This is a genomic window from Dolichospermum compactum NIES-806 (assembly GCF_002368115.1).
Taxonomy (GTDB): Bacteria; Cyanobacteriota; Cyanobacteriia; order Cyanobacteriales; family Nostocaceae; genus Dolichospermum; species Dolichospermum compactum.
The window spans coordinates 3,071,277-3,094,181 of record NZ_AP018316.1; the positions used below are offsets into that span (position 1 = coordinate 3,071,277).

Genomic DNA, 22,905 nt, shown 5'->3' on the forward strand with positions numbered 1-22,905 from the left:
TCCTCTTTGCGCCTCTGCGTGATAAAAAAATCCATCAGACTCACGCAAAATATCTTTGAAACCTTCTTTCCTTCGTGTCCTTCGCTCCTTCGTGGTTCATTTTTTCATGACTTGCGAGAGAAAAAAAATCAAAAAACATCCTCATAAACCAGAGAAAGAGGAAACGTAAAATCAACACTAACCAAATGTACCTCATCATCCTCAACAGAAGGATGTAACTCCCATAAACCCTTCTCATTTAAGCGAAAACAATCCAAACCAATTTTATCAGCACTAATTAAAACATATTCCTGCAAAGTTTGAATCCGTCTATATAGCTGAAACTTTCCCCCCCTATCATAAGCTTCCGTACTCGGAGAAAGTACCTCAATAATTAAACTAGGAAATTGAATAAACTTAATAGCTTGTTTATCTTTAGGGTGACAACTAACAACAACATCAGGATAAGTAAACGGTCCCGTTTCAGACACACCCACTTTCGCATCAGCAATATTAACACGACACTTACTACCTTTTAAATGATTTCTTAACCCAGAAGCTAAATTAAAAGCAATGTCATTATGAGGAATAGTTCCCCCAGTCATAGCGAAAACTTGACCATTGATATATTCGTGTTTAATATCTTGTTGTTCCTCCCACTCCAAATACTCCAAAGGACTCATATAACTTGGATCAAAATTAGCAACCATGACATTTACCTCCTGACTTTCCGTAAAACAAATTAACCGAAAATTTGCAACAACCAGCGATTAACCTCACCATCATCTTGAGTTAAACTGCGTTGAATAGCTTCCTGAACAGTAGATATTTGCAAACCTGGTAAAACCTTTGATTCCTCAATTCTCCTACTTCCACCATCAATAATTTCAAAAGCAATAATATCATTATTATTAGCATTCATTACCCAATATTCCTTTACCCCCAACCGTTCATAAAGTAACCGCTTAAAACCCAAATCATCACTAATAGAAGAAGCAGCCACTTCTACCACTAGAGTCGGTGCTGCTAACTCATTAATATCCACAGGAGAATTATTTAAAGGTGGAAATTTGATTTTCTCACCAATATAAAAAGCTAAATCAGGTTGACATTCTCCTTCATTTATTCTGCGAAAACTGGTATTTACCCAACCTTTAATTTTAATGTTTTTCAATGTCGCATAAAAATTCACAACATTTGCAACAACATTATTATTATTTCCATGAATTGAACCAACTGGTAACATTTCTACCCTCATATAATTTTGATAAAAATAAAATCTTCCTTGCTGATAATCAGAATGTTTAGTAACTTCCAGAAACTCATCCCAACTTACCTTTACCCAACTATCTGTCACCAAACTTAAAGAACTAACTACCATTTCTTTCTTCCTTTGCGCCTTTGCGTGAGATATATTAATTTCGTTCCACTTCTACGATTTCCGTATATTCAAAACCATTCAAACTCTGTCGCACCAAAGCATATTTTTCCCTCCCCAACTCAATAAAATCCTGTTCACAATTAGGTTTAGAAGAATAATAAACTAACACATATTCCTTCCCAATCTTATCAGCAATTTCCTCCTCAAATTCCACCCTCCATTGAGTTTTGGTCACCAACACAACCAACTGATTTGCTAACTTAGGAATAGTTCGCGCAATGTGACGACGGGAATTAGCGTCTAAACTTCCAAAAGGAGAATCCATAACAATGGGAAAAGTGCTACTATCAGGAAGCATGATCATTTTTCGTCTTTCACTCCAGTCACGCACCTTATCAATAATACTAGCGATAAAAGATAAACTGAGAATTTGGTTTTCTCCTGTAGAAGCTGCGACTGGTGCTTCAATTCCCGTCGTATTTTCCACCAAACTCAACTCATACTTTTCGCTAATTTTGGGAACATAAGGAGTAAAAGAAATATCTGAGAAAATTTCCTGTACTCGCTGTTCCAATTGGAGACGAAATTGATTTTCTTGACGGTTTTTAACTTCCGATAACCGTTCAATAGCATCTTGAGTAGCATTAATGCGACGCTGTGCTAAAGATTGTTTTTCCTCATTTTGTTTTTGCTTAGATATTTGTTTTATCAAAGCACCAATATCTGTTTTCAGGTGAGAAACTTCCTGTTGATTTGCACCTTGTTCTCGATTTAACTCATCAATTGTAGCTTCAATTTCATCCAGACGTTTTTGTAAACTACTAATTTCTTCATTGGGATCTTTTCGTAATTGTTCTTGAATAGTCGCTAATTCCAGTTCAACTTGGTTGAGATTTTCCCTTAACTGTTGAATTCTGGCTTGTTCCCTATCCGCTTCTTCCCAAAAAGCAACTGCTTGTTTATCAATTTCATCAACTTGCGCGCTCATTCTAATTGCCGTTTCTTCCACAGTGGAAGAACCAGATTTCCTCATCAAATTCTTAACATGAAAATGAGTATGAGTTCCTTCCCTTAAATCTGCACCACAAATACAACGTCCACTATTGAGTAAATCATTCACAAATTCCCGCGAAATCCCTGCTGTTAATTCACCCTTTTGTTTTAAATCTGTGAATATTTCCCGAAACTTAGCCGTAGTTTCCGATAACAGAACTGTATAACCCCGTGCCGAAATAGTTTTTTTCAAATTCTCCCGTGTTTTCTTCAACTCTTCCCGCAAACTGTCTTTTTGAGATTCTAAACTTTGCTTTCTCTCCTGTAATTCCTTAACAGCACTCAATTCTCGTAATTTATTACTAACTTCCTTTTTAAAAGTTTGCTGATATTCCAACTCTTGATTTATTTCCGTTTGACGTTTATTGATATTTTCAATTTCCAGTTCTTGCTTTTCTTGCTGATTCAATAACTGTTTAGTTTCTGCGTCACCAATATGTTTTAACTCAGTTTCCAAAGACTTTTTCGCATCTTTCAGGTGTTTAATCGAAAGTTCAATTACTTCTACACCCAAAAAAGTTCTAATTGCTTCGGAAATTTCCGCTTTATTATCAGAACGGACAATTTCTTCAATGCGTTCACCGTCAAAGAAAAAATATTGATGTAAACTTGCTGGTAAAATCTGAGTTATAATTTCCTCAGCTTGCTGAAGTGGGAAATACCATTTTCCGTCATCTCCAGCAACTTGAATTTTTAACTGAGTTTTCCCAGCTTCAATCACATCACTTTCATTTTTATAAACCCGACAACCACGAGTAGCACGATAACGATTACCTTCATGTTCCCAACCAACTTCTACCCAACATTCCACAGGTTGACTAGGTTGAGATTCTGCAATTGCGCGTTTATTTACTAACTGTTCAGTTGACGCAAAAGCCGCACTAAACTTTTCATATAAAACCCAAGTAAACGCATTCAAAATACTAGTTTTACCTGCGCCATTACTACCATAAATCATAGTAGTGTTGCGAACATCTCCACCAGCTAAATTTATCTCTGGGGTTTTCCCATAAAAAGAACGAAAATTACATAATTTAATCGAAGTTAGCTTCATTGCACCGCTTCCTTCACAATAGTGAGAATATCATCATTAATATGACCTTTACTCTTTCTATCTAATCGGCTTTTCTCCAATCTCCATACCTTCTCAATAATTTGCTTTACCTCCGGTGATGCGTTGGTAATTGGTTCTTGAACATCTTCAATATTTGCTTCTGGTATCATTTCAAAACAGGAATAGAGTTATTTTCTATTTTAACCAGTTCTGATAATATTTTTATCTATCTGCTCTTATCCCATTGCACTTGATATAATCGGTATACACAACCAGCCTTTAGCATATTACAAATTTTAACGCAACCAGAAGCAGCTAGAAGTAGCCAGAAGTAGCCAGAAGCCAGGGAATAAATTCCCTGTCTAATAGCTCAAGTCGGTTAAAACCGACTATTATAGGGGTATGCACTTGGATTAGATACACAATTGCTGTATCAAATTCAAGTTAAAATGAAAATCTTACCCTAGCTTTAGGAAAACTAACTATGACAGTTACTATTGCTAAATGGAGTTTAGACGACTATCATCGCATGATTGAAATTGGCCTTTTAGCTGGTCGTCAAGTTGAACTACTAAATGGAGAAATTATCAACATGGCACCGGAAGGACCAGAACACGCGCAAATTAATACTGATTCTGCTGAATATTTGCGGAAATTACTCGGTTCAAAAGCACTGGTAAGAGATGCAAAACCTATTACAATACCTAATAGCAATTCAGAACCAGAACCAGATTTAGCAATAGTTGAACCACTGCGTGCTATTTATCGTACTCATCATCCTTACCCTGAAAATATATTTTGGTTAATTGAATATTCTAAAACTACTTTAAGTAAAGATTTAGAGATAAAACGTAAAACCTATGCTGCTGCATTAATTAATGAGTATTGGGTAGTAGACTTAAAAAATCAACAATTAAAAGTGTTTAGAGAACCAATAAATGGTAATTATGCTAGAGAATTAACATTTACTTGCGGTGAAATATCTCCCTTAGCATTTCCAGAAATTAAAATTTCTATTCAACGGTTACTACAAGGATTTTAACAATAAATCAATTGGGTGCGGCTTTTTTGAGCCGGCAAAAATAAATTCAGGTTTTGGGGGTTGACTTGCGCCGCCAGGCGTGATATTCTGATAATGGAAATCTTTGCTTTCATAAAAATTTTATTTACACTCGATTATATTAATCTAGCACATCGCCGACGATGTTGCAACCCAAACTCCCCAAAAAAAATTTCGCGCCAAACGCAAAACTGAGAAATTGTGTAGAATTGCTAGGTGTAACGTTGAAGCTAGATAATGGATTTTAATCTCCAAGCACCTTTTGTCCCCACCGGTGATCAACCACGAGCGATCGCTCAACTTTCTGCTAGTATTCAAAAAGGAAATCATTATCAAACATTACTGGGTGCGACAGGAACCGGTAAGACATTTTCCATAGCCGCAGTCATTGAAAAAGTCAGTAGACCGACCCTAGTATTAGCACATAATAAGACATTAGCCGCCCAGTTGTGTAACGAACTGCGGGAGTTTTTTCCTAATAATGCAGTTGAGTATTTTGTCAGTTATTACGATTACTATCAACCCGAGGCATACCTACCCGTTACTGATACTTATATAGAAAAAACATCAGCAATTAATGAAGAAATAGATATGTTACGACATTCCGCCACCCGTTCCTTATTTGAACGCAAGGATGTGATTGTTGTAGCTTCAATTAGTTGTATTTACGGTTTAGGAATGCCGTCAGAATACCTGAAAGCCGCAATTAAGTTACAACTAGGAATGGAAATTGATCCGCGTCAAGTTTTACGAGATTTAACCGCAGTTCAATATACTCGCAACGACATCGAAATGGGGAGAGGGAAATTTCGAGTTCGGGGTGATGTTTTAGAAATTTCTCCTGCTTATGAAGATAGAATTATTCGCGTGGAATTTTTTGGAGATGAAATTGACGCAATTAGATATGTAGATCCTGTGAGTGGGGAAATTCTCCACAGTTTAGAAGCAGTAAATATCTACCCAGCGCGTCACTTTGTTACCCCCAAAGAAAGAGTAGAAATAGCTTGTGAAGATATAGCCACAGAATTAAAACAGCAACAACTAACTCTAGAATCAATGAGTAAATTAGTTGAAGCGCAACGCATTGATCAACGCACTCGTTATGATTTGGAGATGTTACGAGAAGTGGGATATTGTAACGGCGTAGAAAATTATTCTCGTCATTTAGCTGGAAGACAAGCAGGAGAACCACCGGAATGTTTAATTGATTATTTTCCTAAAGATTGGTTATTAGTAATAGATGAATCTCACGTTACCGTTCCCCAAATTCGCGGAATGTATAACGGAGACCAAGCGAGGAAAAAAGTCTTAATAGATCATGGTTTTCGGCTTCCCAGTGCGGCGGATAATCGTCCTTTAAAAGCTGAAGAATTTTGGCAAAAAGTCAATCAATGTATTTTCGTTTCTGCGACTCCAGGAAATTGGGAATTAGAAATTTCGGAAGAAAATATTATTGAACAAGTAATTAGACCGACGGGAGTAATTGACCCAGAAATATTTGTGCGTCCCACAGAAGGACAAATTGATGATTTATTAGGAGAAATAAAAGATCGTGTTGACCGTCAAGAAAGAACTTTAGTCACAACATTAACTAAACGCATGGCGGAAGATTTGACTGAATATTTAGAAGAGAGAGGAATTAGAATCAGATATTTGCATTCAGAAATTAATTCCATTCAACGGATTGAGATATTACAAGATTTGCGAAATGGTGTTTTTGATGTGTTAGTCGGTGTCAATTTACTGCGAGAAGGTTTAGATTTACCGGAAGTTTCTTTAGTGGCGATTATGGACGCAGATAAGGAAGGTTTTTTGCGGACTGAACGTTCTCTAATTCAAACTATCGGACGGGCGGCGCGTCATATTAGAGGAAAAGCGATTTTATATGCTGATAAATTAACAGGGAGTATGATTAAAGCCATTGATGAAACTGATAGAAGAAGAGGAATTCAAATGGCTTATAATAAATTGCATGGAATTACACCGCAACAGATTATTAAAAAGCAAACTAATTCAATTTTGTCGTTTTTAGATGCTTCCCGACGCTTAAATTCCACTGATTTAAAAATGGTTGATGAACATTTAGATGAACTATCTTTGGAAGACATTCCAGAGTTAATTACCCTGTTGGAAAAACAGATGAAGGAAGCAGCGAAGAAGATGGAATTTGAAGATGCTGCAAAATTACGCGATCGCATAAAACATTTGCGAGATAAAATGTTAGGAAGGTAATATATATCAAAGTTGATTATTCTGTAATTTTTCCTCTAGTCAACTTAATTTGTCCGCGCTTATTTTTACTATCAAGACGTTTTCTTTGAGAATTGCGACTTGGTTTAGTCCGTTTACGTTTTCGGGGTAACACAGACACACTTTTAATCAGTTCTTGAAGTCGTCTGAAAGCTTCCTCCTTATTCTGTTCTTGACTGCGATATTCCTGCGCTTTAATAACCACAACTCCCTCAAGGGTAATGCGATGATCTTTTAACTTCAAAAGCCGTTCCTTATAGATTTCTGGTAAGGAAGAAGCCCCAATATCAAAGCGCAAATGAATAGCAGTAGCCACCTTATTAACATTTTGACCACCTGCACCCTGAGAACGAATTGAAGTAATTTCCATATCGCTATCAGGAATAATTACTGTCTGGGAAATTTCTATCATTGCTTATATGCACTAATTCATATCCATAATAGTAAATTATAACATACAGCAGTTTTCATATACAGCGATTTCCAATCATATAAGGTACATCCTAGCCCCCTCATCGCTTGCGGAGAGGGGTTCTTGTTCCAGGTTTGATGACAATTTGCTGTAACTGTAAACAATTATCAACTACCAGCAAGAACAACAAAAAAGAGGAAGTTTTTACTTCCTCGTAGATAAGCATTAAGAGTGTGTAAAGAAGAAAAAACAACCAACTAAAAATTGTTCACAATACTAAATAAACAGCACTTCTCGCCAGATCAAGAGTAAAAATCTTATTATCGTAGAAACTCAATGGACCACGATATGCTGTTTCTAAGTTATTTATACCATCATAAATAGTCGTTAAAGCAACATCAGCACCACGTCCACCCAAGAAAGGTAAAGGTATAATACTACTACCTAATATGTTCTGTATTTGCTCTAAATTTAAGTCATCCAAAAACATCTTTTCCTGTAAGTCAGAAATTATGATTGTAGCCATGATCTTACTTCCTTATCAAACAGTGAATAGTTTTGCTAAATGTGACAAAATGCCCTTGAATCTGCGGAAATAATTAACGATTTACCCAAGCATTAACTGTCCGAGCGTAATCTATCGTATTAAATTTATTATCATGAAAGCTACCGGCTCCTTCATAAGTTGTTGAGATGGTATTTATACCATCGTAAACAGTGGTTATAAAAACATTAGGACTTAGCCCTAAAGGGGGATAAAACCCTCCTAAACCTCTTCCTAATAAAACACCTAATTCTGGTGGTTTTAAATCATCAATGAAGGTAAATAAATGACTATTATACAAGTCATCTATTACTATTTTATTCATTGTCTTATCCTCTATATCTTTAATAGATGTAACAATTTAATTTTGACAGTTTTCTTTTAAAAATAATCAAAAAGTTGCATATTACCGTCTTTTAAAAAAGACATAATTTAATAAATTATGTCTTCGATACTAATTTTATTTAAAGCTCTAAACCACTCTTCTGTAACTTCTTGAATGGATCTAAGATAAAGTCAATAACATGACGCTGACGAATGATTACTTCCGCACTTGCTGTTTGTCCAGGGGTAATAGGAATCCGTTTGTTACCGACTTGAATATAAGGATTTTCCAAAGCGATATCTAATTCATAAGTTTCTATGCGGTTAGAACTATTTTCTTGAACTTTAGAGTTAGGTGAAATCCAACTAATCCGTCCTGATACAATTCCGTATTCTTGGAAAGGATAAGCATCAAATTTAATTTTCACTGGCATTCCTGCCTTGACAAAACCACTATGTTGACTGGGCATACGTGCCTTTAAAATCAAGGGAGCATTTTCGGGAGCAATTTGAGCAATCATTTGTCCTACTTGGACAACAGAACCAGATTTTTTAATAGGTAATTCAAAAATTATGCCATCAATAGGAGAACGAATAGTTCGCTGTTTTAGTTGTAAATTTAAGGCTGTAATTTGTCCCTTTGTTTGCATCATTTCTGATTGAAGAGAAATGATTTGATTTTGAATGTCTTTAAACTGTTCTTGACTTTTTAATAAAACTAATTCTCCGCCTTGCAGAGAACTTTTATAACTACTTTCTTCTTCTTGTAACCGTAGTTTTGCCTGTTCAATATCTGATCTAACTTGATTCATTAGTGACTGATAACGACTGACTTCTTCCTTGAGTCTTAATTTTGCTGTTTGCAGATTAAATTTTGCTTCTTCTTGGGAACGTTGACTTTCTTCAGCAATTTTTTCTAATTCTACTATTTTAGTTTGAGGAATTATTCCTTCCTTTAATAGTAGATGATAACGGTTAAGTTCAGAAATATCTCGACGTAAGCGACTTCTAGCTAATCTGTAGTTAGTTTGAGTAGATTGTATATTCTGTTTTGCCTGATCAATTTGAGCTAATTTTTCCAGATTTTGGAAATTATAAGCACTTTTTTTAGTCTCAAATGTTTGTTGAGCCTGATTAAGTTGCGCGATTTTTTCTAATGATTGAGATTGATTTTGCTGACGTTGAATATTAATTGACATCAAGACTTGATTTTTTAATATTTCTAGTTGAGATTGGCGATTAATTAGCCCCTCTAATTTAGATTGTGCTTGTTGAAGTTCTGTTTGTAAAATCTCAGATTCCATTGCTAATAAAACTTGTCCAGCTTTAACAGTTGTACCTTCTTTAACGTTGACATTAATAACACTACCAGTTACCGCACTATCTAATTTTTGTGTTGCACCTTTGGGTTCTATTCTCCCACTAGCATTACCAGTTTCATCAACTTTAGTTAACATTGCCCAAGGTAAAATAATAGCAGCAAAACTGACTAGTAAATACAACATGGAACGAGTCCATGCTTTTGGTAAAGCATCTAATAATTCCTCTGTTCCATAAAACCAATCCTTGGCTTTATCTAATATCTGGATTTGCTGATTTGGATTGAAAGTAGTAGATTCAGGTTGATGTGGCGGATTTATAGTAGTTTTTGGTTGGGTGTAAACTGACTGTGGCATAAATAATTGGAGAATTTTGGTGATAGATCCCCAACTTATGTAATAAATTGAGGATCTGGTTATTAAAAAATTAATTTGTTTGTGCTAATTGTTGTTGATTAAGATAGAAATAATGTCCTCTTTTGGTGATTAATTCTTCATGTGTACCGCTTTCTACTAAAACACCACGATCTAAGACTAAAATTAGATCAGCATGACGAACTGTGGAAAGACGGTGAGCAATAATTACACTTGTACGTCCTTGCAGGATTTTTTTGAGGTTGTTCTGAATAATCCGTTCTGATTCGGCATCCAGGTGACTGGTGGCTTCATCTAATATTAAAAGTCGGGGATTTCCTAATAATGCGCGGGCAATTGCTAACCGTTGGCGTTGTCCTCCAGATAACATTCCTCCCCCTTCACCAATTTGAGTTTCATAACCCATTGGCATTCTTTTAATAAACTCATCTGCACCTGCAAGTTTGGCTGCTTCCATAATCTCTTCTAAGGAAGCTTCTGGATGAGCAATTGTGATATTTTCGCGAATTGTTCCTCCAAATAAAAAGGTATCTTGATCAACAACTCCAATTTGCGATCGCAAGGAATGTAAGGAAATACTAGTAACATCTTGATTGTCAATCAAAACTCTTCCATCTGTCGCTAGATATAAACCCAAAATCAACTTAGAAAGTGTTGTTTTTCCTGAACCACTGCGACCCACAACTGCTACAGTTTGTTCAGGCAAGATTTCAAAACTGAGATTTTCTAAAATATTAATCTCACTTTCAGGATGATAGCGAAAGGTGACATTATTAAAACTAATTCTGCCAATTAATCTGGGTAAAAATTGTCGAGGTTTCTGTTCTAAATCTTCCTCTGGTTGTGCTTCCAAGACATCATTAATTCGTTCTGTGGCGACAATTACTTCTTGTAACTGATTCCACAAAATAATTAATCTTTGGAAAGGCTGAATAATATTGCCTAATAACATATTAAAGGCAACTAATTGACCAATGGTAAGTTGATTTTGAATCACCAACCAAGCTCCAAACCATAATAATCCTGTACTTGCCAAAGATTGAATAGTAGAACTAACTAATTGCAGTTGATTACTAATTACTTGGCCACTAAAGTTCTTTTTGATTAAATTATTTAGCAATTCTTCCCAATGCCAACGCACCGTTTGTTCAATAGCCATTGAGCGAATTGAAGAAATGCCCGTCAAGCTTTGAATTAAATAACTATTTTCCAGTGTCCCTGCTGTAAATACCTCCCGACTAATTCGCCGCAAAAATGGTGTGGCAAAGAATGTTAAAATTACAAATGGTGGCACAATTGCTAATGTCATTAATGCCATTGGTGGGCTGTACCAAAACATTAATCCCACATAAACAAAGACTGTTAGTAAATCCAATCCAATAGAAAGAGCTTCACCAGTTAGAAAACGTTGAATTTTTTGATTTTCTTGGACACGGGAGACAATATCTCCGACATAACGAGATTCAAAAAATGCCAGTGGTAGACTAAATGTATGTTTAATAAAACCTACCATTAAGGCGATACTAATGCGGTTGGCTGTGTGATCTAGTAAATATTGTCTTAACCCATTAATAGCAACCCGAAACAGACCAAAAATTAACAATCCAAACCCGACAGTATTTAAAGTTAAAACACTGCCTTGAACAATGACCCTATCTAATAAAAGTTGCGTAAATAAGGGTGTGATTAATCCAAATAGTTGAATTAATACCGAAGCAATAAATACTTCTAGGAGAACTTGAAAATGAGGTTTAACTAAATCCAATAACTGCCAAAACGGCGTGTTAGCTTCTGGGGTTTTTTTGAGGGAAGCTGTAGGTTGTAATAGTAAAGCGTAACCAGTCCAACCTGCGAGAAATTCTTTAGTAGTCAGCCGACGTTGACCAATGGCAGGATCGGCAATAATTACCTGTTTTTTGGTAATTTCATAGACAACAATGTAATGTTTGCCTTGCCAATGTGCGATCGCTGGTAAAGGCTGTTGAGCAAATTTATCCAAACTGGCTTTTACCGGACGGGTAGCAAAACCCAGGCTTTCCGCCGCTGCACTCAAACTCCGCATAGATGAACCACTCCGGCTAATATTAGCCAGATCCCGCAGCCGATTAATACTCAGGTTTTTCCCCCAATAACGACCAACCATAACTAAGCAAGCAGCGCCACAATCCGCAGCACTTTGTTGTTCAAAAAATGGGTAGCGTTTAGTAAATTTCCGCCACCAATTGCCAGCAATAACAGTAGGAATAGGAAAATATTGAGAGCGTTTCTTTGTTGATGTTGGTGCGGGAAAAATTGGTTGAGAGAAATTAACAACTTTGCCATTTCTTGGCAATTCAACAATCGGTATATCTGGAGACTTAGGAGTGTTAATTAACTCTGCTTTATTCAGCAAGAAATTATAAACACGAGGAAATTCTCCCATAACCTTTTTCACCGTTTTTTCGGGAAGATAGGCAACCTTTAAATTCACAGAAGCTCTAGCAACATAACTGCTAAAATCTTGGACTGGAAATAAAGTTAACTCCCCAAATGATGATCCTGGCGTGAGAGTATTAATTAAATTGTTGGAGCTATCAAGCAATCTTACCTTACCCGACAGCACAATATAAATTCCCGGATTGGCTGTAGTCGCTTGCCAAAATTGCTTTGCTACCGGTGGCTCAATAATTTCTAAAGCCTGGATACAATCTGTAACTACTTGATCTGATAATCCATCACCCAAGACTTGCTTAATATATGTAGCTAACTGTTCCTGAGAAAACGCTGATAGCATTTCCTAACCTCCAAAACACTATTATTTATTGGTCTGCATGAGATTAAATGACCAATGAAAACTAGGCTCAGGTAGAGAATGCAAATCACTAATTTTAATTGCCAAATCCTGATTTTCAGTAGTTATCAATGGGGAACTTTTGCGTTTAGTAGACAGTCCCATTTGTTTAAGTAGGCGATTAATGTGGCGATCGCTAATTTGAATTCCCAACTCCTTCGCCAAATGTTTACTCAACCATTGCGCCGTCCAATCACCAAAAGCATAGCCATATTCACGGGGACTACAATTAACTAATTCCTTCAATCTTTCAATATATTCATCATTAACAATCTTTGGTCTACCCAATGGTCGCTGATTCCATTTATGCGCCATCCCCGCCTCAGCAATACCGATCCAGTATCTCGCCATCTCCTGAGAACAACCAATCATTTCACAAATACGAGTTTGCGACTTTCCCATATCTGCTAACAACATAATCTCAATTCGTCGCCGATATTCTGGTTGCGAATTATTTTGTAAATTTTTTAGCAACACTTTCCGCTGAAAAGGTGTTAAAAACTTACTTTCATAAGTATCGTAAATATTCACAAACTGATCTTGATGAGAATAAGATGACATAATTCTTACCAGTTGCTTTCTACTTTCAAATTCGGGCAAATTCATCTATTACATCTATTGCTGAAATCCAGATGCAAAAATTTTCACAGATATGCAATATTTAATCTGTATGATATTTCCTGAATATTCATTTAATTCTCAATATCTATTTAACAGGCATAGCTGTTATGTCCCCCCAATAAACAGCATTGTCTGGCAAAACACCCATAAATAAACGCCCAAGATTTAGCTTGCTAATGCCAAAAATCTACATAGGGAATGATATTACCCCTAATTGAGATTGGAGTCTATTGATAAACACTGGTACTTCAATTAATTAATTTATGCTAACAATTACGGAACTCTTCAAAAATTGTAGCCTCACACTAAATAAACCCAAGCAGGATGTAATCTATCTCTTACACTATCCTAAAAATAGAAAACTCTCATCAGCAAACTTTCTTAAATATGAAATTGTCTGTCTGATAGCGTGGCATTAGTCATTTAGTTTAGATAAAAAAGTGACAAAGCTTTAATTCTTATCTTTAAATTCTGCTACATCTTCTTCCAGAATTTATATAAAAAATAAAATCTTCATCTAAACTTCATGAAAACTTTATATAAAATTCATATTAACTTAAAGTTGATAAAAATATATAGAGTAAGTAGGTTGGCGTTGAAAATTGTCGTTATAGTAAGGCAAGAGTAAAGAGTAAAGAGTAAAGAAGTTTTCAGTTATTTTACGTTTCTTTACACAGTTTGGTTTTATTCTGTTCACCTACTTAGTAGATGTTTATACTGTTCTTAAGATGGTACAAAAATAAACGCAGACTGCAATGGTGCTGCAAATATTCTGCGAAAAGTAGCGGTAAAGCTAGTAGTCTGTCAAGAACTAATTGACGGGTAAATAAATTTTTCTTCTTCCTTCTTCCTATCCCTAACGAGACCCTTCGCGAACGCGCTTTTTGCGCCCTTCGTGGTTCATTTCTTATTTATCCGTCAAAATTTATTTGACAGACTACTAGGATTAAGTTGTAGTGAAATCAGTAGAGGCGCATTGATATCGCCATTAAGATTATTTATTTGATTTTAAGAATCCCCGTCTCTTTAGAGAGCGGGGAGTGTCAACGTTATATCAATTGCCAGTTGACATAACAGTAAAAATTTGTAAGTAAGAGCATGATTTGACCATAATCTTTCCCTTTCCTCATCTACCTTAATAACTAAAGTGAGCCAAACCTTATTTACAGAAAATTTGGTAGTAGAAGTTATCTAGCCATATCAATTTTATTCGGGTAATCCACCACCCCAATTGAAAAGCATTCAGACTTCTTAGGAAAAAGAACCACCTTTAGCTATGGTTCATCAGTCTTAATGAAGAATTTATTTAATTAATCAGGAACTGAATGCCAAAACAATCAGCCTCTATCTTTCATGTGCAAACGCAAACAGTTTTTTGGGAAAAATGCAATTAGTCTGCCATGAATCTTTGTTTAGGTTGCTATTTCTAATCTATAGGATGTTATCAGTGTGTATTTGCCATTCTGGCAGATTTTTACAACGAAGTCAGTAATTGCAGTTACTCACATTGCCGATCAACTGATCTGAGTAACAAGCAATTACGAAATTATCAGCAACTATGCCGACTTTTTTTCTCTACTGTTGGCGCGTGCTTCAGTATGATGCTTGCCTCCCACTTCCATATAGGCTATATCCTTAATCTTACTTAAACAGTTAGATGCCAGATTACCTTCGGATCTCTTCTCTGTGGTGGAGTTAGCAATTTTTAGAGTTTCATTATTTTGGGGATTGGAGCGACTCATACGAGCATTCTCTTTGAGAATGCGGTTATAAGTCCGATAAGGGATATAGTGCATTGGATTATAGCCCACAAATCGTAACATTAAAACACAAGCCCAAGAATACTTCCCTGCCAAAATCGCTTCGACTACTTGGTCTAACTGTTCGGGATGGATTTTTGGTTCTAAGTTGTTACCACTGCCAGCAATATCTTGATTCATAATCTTAGTTATTCTTGAATTGAGTAAATTAGTCCAGTTTCTGCAAATGCGATGGTCTTCAGCCAAATTGCTGTTGCGGGAATGACCAGAACCTATAAATAATCAATTGGTGGCAGATGTGGAAAAGAGTAACAACTTGTGGCAAAAATACGGTAATTGCGAACACCGATACCTGGATAGAAGGGATTTCAGAGAACTGCATCTCTAAAACTGCCCGTTGAACTGAGCTAAAAAACGCATTTGACCTGATGATTTTTTTCATAACCTGACCTGTGATTGAAAACCTGATTGTTTTTAATCAAGCCTCTGTACTACTGTGCTTGCCGTGTATACCCTGATTTTCTAGGCAGTTTTACAGTTTTCAATTAGTAATATCTATAGCTCACTCCAGATGATATGTATTAATTGCTTCTGGGCTTCAGATTTATACTTACTAATGAATCAAAGGTAAAAATTTACCAAATTTTCTGATTTCTACCGAGAGGAATTGAGTTCGACCTAGCTTTTTGTAGATGCCGTTGTGTACTGTTGAAACTTCCAAGTGGAAATTTTTGGCTTCACCCTAGTTACTGCTGTATAACTTCTTACCATTAATGTTGCCGCTTTTGCTGTAAAAGCTGACAATTGCACCAGTGGAATCGGGAAAACCATTAATTTCTCAATTTCAAAAGCCACATTTTTATTTATACTATTTTTTGTCGCTAATGTCATCTGCCAAGGTGGCAAGATTTAAGTTAAATTTACTGAACTTATCTAGATATTTACTTATGTCTTGTGCAAGTTTGGGTTTTGTCCCCACTTGGCAAAAAATGAGGGGTGTTACCCCCCACTTTAATCTCAATGGCAGATGTTATCATTGTCATACAAGACAAAAACACCATTAATATGGTTTACCTAAGCTCCTAATATATAAATAGTTTTAATGAACAGTCATACCCCAAAAAAATAAATTTTTATTGAAACAAAAAAGTTTAAGTTCCCATTTTATTCAGATATAACTCTTGCTGTATAAGCATTTCATCAATTTATAATCTTGGTAAATAGATATACATATCAATTAATAAACAATTCAAAAATTAGCAAAATATTTTATTGTGAACACACTAATATTGTCGGTTAATTAATTTCATGAAGATGGTGAATTTTGGATCAAGAAGAAATCCAGCTAGATATGGATAACGAAAACTGTATCACCATGAACCTTTAACTATTATCTTATCTGTTTACTGATAGCTATTTATTTATTAGGCAGTATTGCCATTCACTGAAATTAGTAAACTGCTAATTATATGTATACAATTTATTGCTATAAGTAAGATTACAGGATGTTAATTAAGATAATTATGTAGAAATAACTATCATTATTTATTGCCAATCGCCGCAAATTCTTTTGGTTAAAGCCGATACTTCGGTATCAAATCAGAATTGAGTTCCTATGGCTAAGGAATTTTTAATAGATTCAATCAGCTAAAATTTGCAGATGTGAACTGCTGCTGTTAAGTGTTGAGTAAAAATTACCAACTTGGATTTTCTGGATAACTTCCCCAAAAATTCATGAGATAATTGCTTGACAGATAAGAATGAGGAAGTTATAGTGTAACTCCCAAGCTGTTTAAGCTGTTAAACAACGAGGGTGTTTTTCAAGCGATAGCGAAGCGCTGCTGCAAGCAGTTCGCTCTGGTCAAAATTTTTGACTATTTGCAAACTAAGTGGGAGCTTATCACCAATACTGCGAGTCATAGATCCCACATTCCGCGTTTGAACCTGACCAACCTGACTAAATAGCTTGATAAAGCTCCTGCTGTCCTTGCTTTATTCAACTATCCTGCAACTACTCATATTTTTATACAATTGGAGTCTACTGATAGATTCTCATCTGTTGTCAACTAAATTGGAGAATTTTTTGATTGGGTAATTTCAATTTTTTAATCTACCACATCCCTAAATCAATTAGAGAATCGGTGATTGTGTTGCAGTGTTTGGGAAAAAAGTTACTTGAAGTGATTACCGTTTAAACGTGCTATCATTGCCATAGCTTCTGTCCAACGCAATTACTGATGTGATTTATTAGCTAATTGCTGACTTCTGGTTTTTCAGTGGCTTTGTGAGCGCCAGTTAACCCCATGATACCTGAGCAGAAAATTTGTCCATTTTTGGTGAGAACGACTAATTTTATGTTCTATGTGGGTTTAGAAGTTACCCTTGTCGTTAAATGAGGGAAAAGAAGTGGATCTTAAAACATTGGTTTTCAGATTTAAGTTCCTCAACTCTTAACCATTACTGATTTTTTCGCGCAATTCCGGAAACAACAGGAAAATAAAATTTCCCGAAAATCCTGTGAAACTTAATATTAAGAAATTCTGTATTTTTTAGATATTTGTGAACAAAAACATCCCCGATTTTTCTAAGGAGTCGGGGAAATAACGAGGTGGGATTTAACGAATTAGCAAATAAATTCCCCAAATAGCCATAGCACGGAGATAGGTACTAGCGCGGAAAGTGCCATTAGCGGTGATAGCTTCCGGGGTGCGGAATTGCAAGCCATTGTCGTAAATTTGCCTTACTACAGCCTCAGTTAATCGCATGGCTTCATTTTTCATATCCATTTGCACTAAGAAGGCTGCTAGACCAAAATTGATGCCTGTCCAAACTTCCAAAGGATGTGTAGAATTGGGATTTTCTGGTAAACCATTGGGAAGAACACCGTTAGCAGCGCCGAATTTACCATTTTGGAACTTGAGAAAACAGGAATCATATACTTTTGTTAAGGCGGATAAAGCGCGATCGCTGGGGACAATATCTGGTAAACTCAATAAACGAGCGTAGAATTGCCCACACAACTGATCAGCCATAACTACCTCAGAACCACTTTCACTATCCAAGCAGTAATATTCACCATTCCAAAGCTTGTCCTGATAAATTGGTTTTGATTGATTTAACCAACCTTGATAAATAGACCCTTGTAACTCTACCTCTGTGACCTCTGCGCCTCTGTGGTTCGTTAAGATATTAGAAATAGCGATCGCAGCTTCCAAAGCAGCTAACCACAAACCACCACAATAAGCACTGACACCTTGCAAGCGCCAATCATCGAAAGTTTGGTCAGGTGCGCCGGAATTTTCCGGTATACTGTCACCATCGAGATCAAAAGTTTTCACATAATCGAGAGTTTGGACAATAGCATCCCAACAATCTGCTAAAAACGCAATATCATTTGCACCGGTAAACAGAAAATCTCGATATACCTGCAATACAAAATCACAACCTAAATCTTTCCACAGGTTGCAATCTTGATAACTAGTATAATTGGTTTTTTCCCAAACGTGTTCATTGGGTGCGCCTAAATCATGGGGTGTCGCACCGGCGATTTTGCGAACTGCGTGGGGACTTTCCGATTTGATAGTCAGATAATAACCAATAATTCTAGTTCTATGATCACTTTGGGGAATTGCCCTAGCAAAAGCGCGAATTACGGATTTTTCCAATTCAGGAAATAACATCAACAGTCCAAAAGAACCGTATAATCGCACATCTAGACTTTCGTACCAACGGTAATCTAAACATTCTAACACAGCAAATTGACCAACGGGATCAATTTCCGAGGCGGCACTCCAGAGAGTTCCGCCGCTGGTCAAGTCGTAGAGTTCGTTAAATAAAGCCATTTTGAACCAGTCAGGTAAATCTGATTTTTCTAAAATGGGGTTTTGCCAATTTTCGATGAGCGATCGCCAATTCTGATATTCTTTAAGAGCAGTAGTGGCAATCTGCCAAGCATTCTCACCATTACAACCAAAAAAGTCTGTATATCTGCGGTAATAGTTCACCCCCGCTGCAAATTCCGTAACGGGAAAATCCCAACTTAGCACAAAAGGAACTTCTAAATTTTCCCCAGGTTGCAAAGTGAAACGCACCGCAATTGCCGCACCTAAACGAGTATTTTCATCTGCGGGATTTTCATCTATATAATTAGGTAAAGAACCATCTGTAGAGAAACTTTGCCAAACATCTTCACCATTACCCACCGGATTAAATCGGGAATGATGAAATATTTCCACCTGGGGATTTTTGGTAGTCGCAATACACCAAGTTCCGTCTCCTTCTTGAACATTTTGATAATTAGAAACTTGACCTAAAACACAACCAAAATATTGATCATCTTCTGCTAGACAATTATAATTTCCTTGACTTTCTCCCCAAGGTGGTAGATATTCATAAACAGGACTGCCATCATCTCTAACTTTAACTTCGGGAGACTTCAAAGTATTGGTAAACCAACCCACCATATTTTCCCAAGTTAGCATGATGCTAATAGTAATTGGTGCATTTGTCGGGTTGTGTGCTTTCCACAAAAAAACCGCAACCGGATAACTAGCTTCTTGATAATTATCTGCCCAAATTGGCGAAAATTGCTCACAGATTAATTGAGTTTTTAAGACATTTTCATAAACAAACCAACTGCGGGGATAAAGTGCATGATATGTACCTGACCTCACCCCCATCCCCTCTCCGTCAACAGAGAGTGGAGAAGGTAGATACCATTGCCAAGATTGCAGTGTATGATCTTCTGGAGGTTGTGTAGATAATGCGTAAGCTTGTCCAGATTCAAAAACACTAAATTGAGAAGCGGGAACAGTTTTGAAAGTATGTTCTCCTCCGTCAATGTGCCACAGGTTAAAATCTCCTCGTGAAGAACGTCCTATACACCCTGCACCAAAGCCACCAATAGGCATTCCGTGCCAGGGACCATCATCTATATTACTAGGATAACGGACGGTGTAGGGTTTCTCCCAGCCTAAGCCAATGGGACGTTTCCAGGTGCAGGGGGGTATTTGGGGGTGGTTTGTCATGGTTTGAGTTTCACGGGTTGACGCTATGAAGACTAGCGCGATGTGTGATTTTTCTCAAGTCAATCATGAAAATATTTTTATTTCGCTGAAAATTTCCTAATGTTACTAGGAAGTTAGGAATTGACACTCCCCGGTCTAAAGACACGGGGATTCTTAAGATTTCACAATCTTAATATCTTGTTTGCACAAGTTCCCAGACTCAGTACGTTTGCACAAAAGTGCGTGCTGATACCGCCAGTTGCTCTACTTGGGGAAACCCCAAGACCGCACTGGCTCATCTTCTGGGCGTTTAGCTGTTAAACAGCAAGTTTCGCGGAGTCCCCACGTACTATAATGTCAAGGTTTAGGAGTCGCTGTTTGGAGGTGTGGGGGATGGGAGTATAACCTATTACTTTTAACTTTTAACTTCCACCTTGCGATAATAGTAATTACCCCATAAAAAAGGTGAGCTTATTCAGCCCACCTAACAAAATCAGAAAATATTCTGCAATAATTAACCTAACAAAGCCTTAGCTTTAGCTAAAACATTATCAACAGTGAAGCCAAACTTCTCCAAACAAGTACCACCAGGAGCAGAAGCACCAAAAGTATCAATACTTACGGTGTCGCCTTCAGAACCAACATATTTGTGCCAACCGAAGCTACTAGCTGCTTCTACAGATAGACGCTTGGTAACAGCTTTAGAGAGAACAGATTCTTTGTAAGCTGCGTCTTGTGTATCAAATAAGGTAGAAGAAGGCATAGAAACAACACGAACTTTCTTCCCTTCAGCAGTTAATTTTTCCGCTGCACTCACACAAAGGCTTACTTCTGAACCAGTACCAATCAAGATAATATCTGGTGTACCTTGACAATCAACAATTGTATATCCACCCTTAGCGACACCCGCAATAGATGTACCTGCTAAGTTAGGAACGTTTTGACGAGTGAACGCCAATAAAGTAGAAGCGTTTGCTTTAGACTTCTCAATTGCGACTTTGTAACCACCAGAGGTTTCATTTCCGTCTGCGGGACGAATTACAGTTAAATCAGGAATTGCACGCAAGGAAGCTAGGGTTTCAATGGGTTGGTGAGTAGGACCATCTTCACCTTGGCCAATGGAGTCGTGAGTCATGACCCAAATTGAACCAGCTTCAGAGAGAGCCGCCAAACGAATAGCAGCCCGCATATAATCTGTGAAGATGAGGAAGGTTGCACCGTAGGGAATTAAACCTGAGTTGTGCAACGCCATACCATTACAGATTGCACCCATTGCGTGTTCCCGCACACCAAAGTGGATGTTGCGGTTGGCAAAATGTCCTTTTTGGAAGTCTCCAGCACCTTTGAGTTCGGTGAGGTTGGAGTGGGTTAAGTCAGCAGAACCACCAATTAATTCTGGTAAAACAGCCCCTAGTTTGTTGAGGCAGTTTTCTGAGTGTTTGCGGGTGGGTAATGCTTTGTCTTCGTTTGTGTAGGTAGGTAATACTTTGTCCCAACCGTCTGGTAATTTGCCGCTAATGAAACGGTCAAATTCCGCCGCTTCTTGGGGGTATTTAGCTTTGTAACCAGCATAAACTGTGTTCCATTCAGATTCGTAGCCAGCACCGCGTTCAACAGCCTTGCGAGCATGATTTAGAGCATCTTCAGGAACTACAAAGGCATCATATTCCCAACCTAAGTTTTTGCGGGTAGCGATGGTTTCTTCTGGACCCAAAGCCGCACCGTGAATACCAGCGGTATCTTGTTTGTTGGGAGAACCATAACCAATGGTGGTTGTCACCTTAATCATGGTTGGTTTATCGGTGACAGCTTTTGCAGCTTCAATCGCTTTGGCAATTCCGGCTAAATCGGTGTTACCGTCTTTAACGTGGAGAACGTGCCAACCGTAGGATTCAAACCGTTTGGAAACATCTTCGGTGAAAGCTACATCTGTAGAACCATCAATGGAGATGTGGTTGTCGTCATAAAGAGCAATCAGTTTACCTAATCCCCAGTGTCCAGCAATGGAAGCAGCTTCACCAGAAATCCCTTCCATGTTGCAACCATCACCCAGAAGTACATAAGTATAATGATCAACTATCTTGGCATCTGGTTTGTTGAACTTGGCAGCTAGGTGTGCTTCTGCTACTGCTAAACCCACTGCATTGGCAATTCCTTGACCCAAAGGTCCTGTTGTGACTTCTACACCGGGTGTAACAAAGTTTTCGGGGTGGCCTGGGGTCTTAGCGCCCCATTGACGAAATTGCTTGATGTCGTCTATGGTAACGCTATCGTAGCCGGTCAAGTACAGTAGGGCATACTGCAACATTGAACCATGACCAGCGGACAAAACAAAGCGATCGCGGTTGAACCACTGAGGATTTTTGGGGTTATAGCGCATGAAGCTATCCCAAAGTACAAAAGCCATTGGAGCCGCGCCCATCGGTAGTCCAGGGTGTCCCGATTTAGATTTTTCTATGGCATCTACAGCCAAAAAGCGGATCGAATTAATACAAAGTTCTTGGATGGATTGGGTTGCAACAGCCATAATCTCTTATTGTTAACGACGGGTTAGGACTCTTTTTAGCTTTTTCTTGCTGGGTTCATTATCAAGTGATCCCACTTTTCTCATCATCCCATTCCTAATTGTCAATGGACAAGGGGGATGTTCTGAGTTTTTGGTGATGAATAAAGCCAATAATTTGGTCTTGCTGTTCCCAAAGCGTGGCATAAGCCATACTAACGGTTCAGCAAAGAATGATCTCTATCATACTTGCCACAGGTTCACTTCTAAAAAGCCAACCAATAACAAAATTACAGTAGTCAGTAGTCAGGAGTCAGGATTCAGGATAAGAAGAAAGGAATTTCTCTCCCTGCTCCCTGCGCTAAAAGCGATAGGATATTTTTTATTTGCAAGTCACTAGTACCGCAGGGCGTAAATAAACCAACCATTCTCAA

At 37.5% G+C, this 22,905-nt stretch carries 16 protein-coding genes; 2 read left to right on the forward strand and 14 right to left on the reverse strand.

Annotated features, from left to right (window positions below; translation table 11 throughout):
* Positions 1-128: 128 nt before the first annotated feature.
* The 4 genes from CA730_RS14540 to CA730_RS24435 are packed head-to-tail and all read right to left on the reverse strand — an operon-like array spanning position 129 to position 3,637.
* A complete protein-coding gene (locus CA730_RS14540) occupies positions 129-689 on the reverse strand; it encodes a Uma2 family endonuclease (RefSeq protein ID WP_096668311.1) in 561 nt (186 codons plus the stop codon).
* Positions 690-721: 32 nt separating this feature from the next.
* The gene (locus CA730_RS14545; protein WP_096668313.1) at positions 722-1,360 is read right to left on the reverse strand and encodes a Uma2 family endonuclease; all 639 of its coding nucleotides are present in this window, start codon (positions 1,358-1,360) and stop codon (positions 722-724) included.
* 34 nt (positions 1,361-1,394) lie between these two features.
* On the reverse strand, positions 1,395-3,467 hold the full coding sequence (locus CA730_RS14550; RefSeq protein ID WP_096668315.1) for an AAA family ATPase: 2,073 nt from the start codon (positions 3,465-3,467) through the stop codon (positions 1,395-1,397).
* Positions 3,464-3,637 (reverse strand): hypothetical protein, encoded by a 174-nt coding sequence (locus CA730_RS24435; RefSeq protein ID WP_157749983.1) that lies wholly within the window; start codon positions 3,635-3,637, stop codon positions 3,464-3,466. Before CA730_RS24435 ends, CA730_RS14550 begins: the two co-directional genes overlap by 4 nt.
* A 314-nt stretch (positions 3,638-3,951) precedes the next feature.
* Here CA730_RS24435 and CA730_RS14555 point away from each other — a divergent pair, with 314 nt between their 5' ends.
* A complete protein-coding gene (locus tag CA730_RS14555; RefSeq protein WP_096668317.1) occupies positions 3,952-4,509 on the forward strand; it encodes a Uma2 family endonuclease in 558 nt (185 codons plus the stop codon).
* Positions 4,510-4,761: 252 nt separating this feature from the next.
* A complete protein-coding gene (gene uvrB, locus CA730_RS14560; protein ID WP_096668319.1) occupies positions 4,762-6,759 on the forward strand; it encodes an excinuclease ABC subunit UvrB in 1,998 nt (665 codons plus the stop codon).
* Between the two features lie 16 nt (positions 6,760-6,775).
* On the opposite strand, the gene arfB is transcribed toward uvrB, so the two are convergent.
* The 10 genes from arfB to tkt all read right to left on the reverse strand — a co-directional run bounded on the left by arfB (position 6,776) and on the right by tkt (position 22,495).
* Positions 6,776-7,189, reverse strand: coding sequence for an alternative ribosome rescue aminoacyl-tRNA hydrolase ArfB (gene arfB, locus CA730_RS14565; protein WP_096668321.1), 414 nt, complete (start codon positions 7,187-7,189; stop codon positions 6,776-6,778).
* A gap of 268 nt (positions 7,190-7,457) precedes the next feature.
* Positions 7,458-7,715 (reverse strand): hypothetical protein, encoded by a 258-nt coding sequence (locus CA730_RS14570; RefSeq protein WP_096668323.1) that lies wholly within the window; start codon positions 7,713-7,715, stop codon positions 7,458-7,460.
* 73 nt (positions 7,716-7,788) lie between these two features.
* The gene (locus tag CA730_RS14575; protein WP_096668325.1) at positions 7,789-8,058 is read right to left on the reverse strand and encodes a hypothetical protein; all 270 of its coding nucleotides are present in this window, start codon (positions 8,056-8,058) and stop codon (positions 7,789-7,791) included.
* Positions 8,059-8,197: 139 nt separating this feature from the next.
* Entirely contained in the window at positions 8,198-9,733 is a 1,536-nt protein-coding gene (locus CA730_RS14580; RefSeq protein ID WP_096668327.1) for an HlyD family efflux transporter periplasmic adaptor subunit, read from the reverse strand.
* A 70-nt stretch (positions 9,734-9,803) separates the two neighbouring features.
* Positions 9,804-12,524, reverse strand: coding sequence for a peptidase domain-containing ABC transporter (locus CA730_RS14585; RefSeq protein ID WP_096668329.1), 2,721 nt, complete (start codon positions 12,522-12,524; stop codon positions 9,804-9,806).
* A gap of 21 nt (positions 12,525-12,545) precedes the next feature.
* Entirely contained in the window at positions 12,546-13,142 is a 597-nt protein-coding gene (locus tag CA730_RS14590; RefSeq protein ID WP_096671552.1) for a helix-turn-helix domain-containing protein, read from the reverse strand.
* 1,616 nt (positions 13,143-14,758) lie between these two features.
* The gene (locus tag CA730_RS14595) at positions 14,759-15,142 is read right to left on the reverse strand and encodes a HetP family heterocyst commitment protein (RefSeq protein WP_096668331.1); all 384 of its coding nucleotides are present in this window, start codon (positions 15,140-15,142) and stop codon (positions 14,759-14,761) included.
* 498 nt (positions 15,143-15,640) lie between these two features.
* The gene (locus tag CA730_RS14600) at positions 15,641-15,868 is read right to left on the reverse strand and encodes a hypothetical protein (RefSeq protein ID WP_157749984.1); all 228 of its coding nucleotides are present in this window, start codon (positions 15,866-15,868) and stop codon (positions 15,641-15,643) included.
* Positions 15,869-17,577: 1,709 nt separating this feature from the next.
* Positions 17,578-19,989, reverse strand: a complete 2,412-nt coding sequence (locus CA730_RS14605) for a GH116 family glycosyl hydrolase (protein ID WP_096668335.1) — start codon at positions 19,987-19,989, stop codon at positions 17,578-17,580.
* A gap of 493 nt (positions 19,990-20,482) precedes the next feature.
* Positions 20,483-22,495, reverse strand: coding sequence for a transketolase (tkt, locus tag CA730_RS14610; protein WP_096668337.1), 2,013 nt, complete (start codon positions 22,493-22,495; stop codon positions 20,483-20,485).
* Positions 22,496-22,905: the final 410 nt, after the last annotated feature.

Coding starts and splice junctions, on each gene's coding strand:
- CA730_RS14540 (WP_096668311.1), bottom strand. CDS start 689: ATGGTTGCTAATTTTGATCCAAGTTATATGAGTCCTTTGGAGTATTTG.
- CA730_RS14545 (WP_096668313.1), bottom strand. CDS start 1,360: ATGGTAGTTAGTTCTTTAAGTTTGGTGACAGATAGTTGGGTAAAGGTA.
- CA730_RS14550 (WP_096668315.1), bottom strand. CDS start 3,467: ATGAAGCTAACTTCGATTAAATTATGTAATTTTCGTTCTTTTTATGGG.
- CA730_RS24435 (WP_157749983.1), bottom strand. CDS start 3,637: ATGATACCAGAAGCAAATATTGAAGATGTTCAAGAACCAATTACCAAC.
- CA730_RS14555 (WP_096668317.1), top strand. CDS start 3,952: ATGACAGTTACTATTGCTAAATGGAGTTTAGACGACTATCATCGCATG.
- arfB (WP_096668321.1), bottom strand. CDS start 7,189: ATGATAGAAATTTCCCAGACAGTAATTATTCCTGATAGCGATATGGAA.
- CA730_RS14570 (WP_096668323.1), bottom strand. CDS start 7,715: ATGGCTACAATCATAATTTCTGACTTACAGGAAAAGATGTTTTTGGAT.
- CA730_RS14575 (WP_096668325.1), bottom strand. CDS start 8,058: ATGAATAAAATAGTAATAGATGACTTGTATAATAGTCATTTATTTACC.
- CA730_RS14580 (WP_096668327.1), bottom strand. CDS start 9,733: ATGCCACAGTCAGTTTACACCCAACCAAAAACTACTATAAATCCGCCA.
- CA730_RS14585 (WP_096668329.1), bottom strand. CDS start 12,524: ATGCTATCAGCGTTTTCTCAGGAACAGTTAGCTACATATATTAAGCAA.
- CA730_RS14590 (WP_096671552.1), bottom strand. CDS start 13,142: ATGTCATCTTATTCTCATCAAGATCAGTTTGTGAATATTTACGATACT.
- CA730_RS14595 (WP_096668331.1), bottom strand. CDS start 15,142: ATGAATCAAGATATTGCTGGCAGTGGTAACAACTTAGAACCAAAAATC.
- CA730_RS14605 (WP_096668335.1), bottom strand. CDS start 19,989: ATGACAAACCACCCCCAAATACCCCCCTGCACCTGGAAACGTCCCATT.
- tkt (WP_096668337.1), bottom strand. CDS start 22,495: ATGGCTGTTGCAACCCAATCCATCCAAGAACTTTGTATTAATTCGATC.